Below are 2,276 nucleotides of genomic sequence, written 5' to 3'. Positions count from 1 at the left end.
GGTGCTGCGCGACGTGCTCCAGTGGAGCGCCGCGGAGGTCGCGGACGCGCTCGACCTCACCGTCGCGGGCGTGAACTCGACGCTGCAGCGGGCGCGCGCGCACGTCGCGAAGCTCGACCCCGACGACGCGGGCGCGCTCGACGACGAGCGGCGGCGGCGGCTGCTCGACGCGTACGTGCGGGCGTTCGAGTCGTACGACATCGGCGGGATCGTCGCGCTCATGGCCGAGGACGTCGTGTGGGAGATGCCGCCCTACCCCGAGTGGTACCGCGGGCGCGACGACGTCGCGGCGCTCATCGGCACGTGGTGCCCGGCCAAGGGGCCCGGCGCGCTGCGGCTCGTGCCCGCCGCGGTCAACGGGCAGCCCGCCTTCGGGGTGTACCTGCTCGACCCCGACGGCGTGCACCGCGCGTTCCAGCTGGCGGTGCTCGACCTCGGTGCGGCGGGCGTGCAGCGCGTCGTCGTCTGGTTCGGCGTCGACCACCTCACCGCGTGCGGCCTGCCCGCCGAGCTCCCGCCGGTCGTCGCGACCGCCTAGGGACCGGTCGTCGGCGGCCCGGTCGTCTCGCCGCGCCACCGAGGCCGTCGGGCGCACGATGCACCGCTCACGCGCCTGCCGTCACGCGCCTGCCGTCACGACCCGGCCGTCACCACCCGGCCGTCACGACCCCGTCGGGCCGAACCGCTCGGTGCGGATGCGCTCGGGGTCGTGCCCCAGGTCGACGAGCAGGTCCGCGACCGTCTCGACGAACGGCGTCGGGCCGCACACGTACACGTGCGGGCGCTCGTCGGGCGGGACGCACACCTGCGCCAGGAGGTCGGCGTCGACGCGCCCGACCCGTCCGGCCCAGCCCGGCGGCCCGCGACGCGTCCACACGCGGGTGACCTCGACGTCGTCGAAGGTCGCGAGCTCGTCGGCGTAGATCGCGTCGAGCGGGGTCCGGACCGAGACCACGAGCCGGAAGGGTGCGTGCGAGCCGGCCCGGCGGCGCGTGCGCAGCATCGACATGAGCGGCACGAGCCCCGAGCCCCCCGCGACGAGCTGCACGGGGTGCGGGTCGGTCGCGTGCCACACGAACCAGTTGCCGATCGGCCCGCGCAGCTCGATCTGGTCGCCGACCACGAGGTCCTGCGTGAGGTACGGCGACACCTCGCCGTCCTCGACGACCTGCACCGTCAGCGCGATGCGCTCCGGGCTGCCGTCGACGGCCGCGCCCGCCGGGAGCCCGAGCGTGCCGGAGGACGCGAGCGAGTACGAGCGCTGCGTCGAGTAGCCGTCCTCCGCGGTCAGGCGCACGTCGACGTGCTGACCGGCCATCGCGCCGCGCCAGCCGGGCACGTCGAGCTCGAGCGTCGTCGCGGTCGGGGTCTCGCGGTGCGTGGCGACGAGGGTCGCGACGCGCCAGGGCAGGCGGTACGGGGCGTCGTCGGGGGAGACCGGTGCGGCCTCGTCGTCCGGCTCGGCGTTCAGTCGCCCCAATACCGCTGCTCCTTCCACGGGTCGCCGTACTGGTGGTAGCCGAGCCTCTCCCAGAAGCCCCACTGGTCGTCGGTGAGCAGGTCGACGCGGCGGACCCACTTCGCGGACTTCCAGAAGTACAGGTGCGGGATCAGCAGCCGCGCGGGGCCGCCGTGCTCGGGCGGCAGCGGGGCACCGTCGTACTGGTACGCGATCCACGCCCGTCCGCCGCGCAGGTCGGCGAGCGGCACGTTCGTCGTGTAGCCCCCGTCGCAGTGCGCGAGCGCGTACTGCTCGTCGTCGGCGACGTCGACCGCGTCGAGGAGGCGGTCGAGCGACACCCCGCGCCAGGACGTGTCGAGCTTGGTCCACTTGGTGACGCAGTGGATGTCGACGACGACGTCGTCGGCCGGGAGCGCCGTGAGCTCCGCCCACGACCACGTCGCGCGCGGCCCGGTGGCGCCGCCGATCGAGAACGTCCACGTCGACAGGTCGGTCCGCGGGGTCGGCCCGGCGGACAGCACCGGGAAACCGCGCTCGAGGTACTGGCCGGGTGGCAGGCGCGGGTCGGCCTCGCGTCGTCCGCGGAACCCGCGGGAGACGATCGCCATCAGCGGTCGGGCGCGGCCGCGGCCGCGCAGGTCGGGACGTGCACGGGTGCGGGTGCCATCGTCGCTCCGGTCGGCTCGGGGGCGTTCGTGGCCATCATGGGCCGCGTCGCGTGCCGTCCGCCAGAGCCGCGCGCCGGGTGACGGCCGTCGGCACCCGCCGTCGGTGGTCCGGGGGTGTCGCCGCCACGGGAGGCTGCCGCGGAGAC

3 protein-coding genes are annotated in these 2,276 nt (G+C 75.4%); 1 reads left to right on the top strand and 2 read right to left on the bottom strand.

Annotation, left to right across the window (positions count from 1 at the left end):
- The coding region (locus HGA02_RS16925) for a nuclear transport factor 2 family protein (RefSeq protein ID WP_168680331.1) at positions 1 to 538 on the top strand (538 nt) is incomplete at its 5' end.
- A gap of 123 nt (positions 539 to 661) precedes the next feature.
- On the opposite strand, the gene HGA02_RS16920 is transcribed toward HGA02_RS16925, so the two are convergent.
- Both HGA02_RS16920 and HGA02_RS16915 read right to left on the bottom strand, forming a co-directional pair.
- Positions 662 to 1,480 carry a ferredoxin reductase gene (locus HGA02_RS16920; protein WP_246247982.1) on the bottom strand — a complete coding sequence of 273 codons (819 nt, stop codon included), beginning with the start codon at positions 1,478 to 1,480 and terminating at the stop codon, positions 662 to 664.
- The gene (locus HGA02_RS16915) at positions 1,468 to 2,070 is read right to left on the bottom strand and encodes a sulfite oxidase-like oxidoreductase (protein WP_168680329.1); all 603 of its coding nucleotides are present in this window, start codon (positions 2,068 to 2,070) and stop codon (positions 1,468 to 1,470) included. Before HGA02_RS16915 ends, HGA02_RS16920 begins: the two co-directional genes overlap by 13 nt.
- Positions 2,071 to 2,276: the final 206 nt, after the last annotated feature.

It is taken from the genome of Cellulomonas septica (genome assembly GCF_012396155.1).
GTDB lineage: Bacteria > Actinomycetota > Actinomycetes > Actinomycetales > Cellulomonadaceae > Cellulomonas > Cellulomonas septica.
Note: the sequence above shows the minus strand (reverse complement) of the source record. Positions and strands in the feature narration are given on the sequence as shown.